Annotated in this window: 1 protein-coding gene; it reads right to left on the reverse strand. The window is 60.5% G+C overall.

What is annotated here, in order from left to right:
- Positions 1-263: hypothetical protein (locus KVS69_RS19770; protein WP_217539797.1), on the reverse strand; the 263-nt coding region annotated here is incomplete at both ends.

Below are 263 nucleotides of genomic sequence, written 5' to 3' on the forward strand. Positions count from 1 at the left end.
TGTTCGACTTTTTGCGAAGCTGTTTCCTCGCCCCAGACGCCATTCCGCTGAAAGCCAAGGGCGGTGAGCGTCGCCATCTTGAAGCGGACGAGATTGGCCATCTCCATGGCGAGCCGGGGAGGAGCATCGATGACGCCGGACAGAAGATCCGGATCCTCGATCTGCCCGTCGTTCTCGTCATCGCTCCAGCCCAGTATGTTCGCCGAAGGCCGAACCGAGAGCGACCCGCCATAGGAAATACCGGGAAAGCGGATGGCATAGCG

Source organism: Stenotrophomonas sp. GbtcB23 (genome assembly GCF_019091045.1).
Classification (GTDB): domain Bacteria; phylum Pseudomonadota; class Gammaproteobacteria; order Xanthomonadales; family Xanthomonadaceae; genus Stenotrophomonas; species Stenotrophomonas rhizophila_A.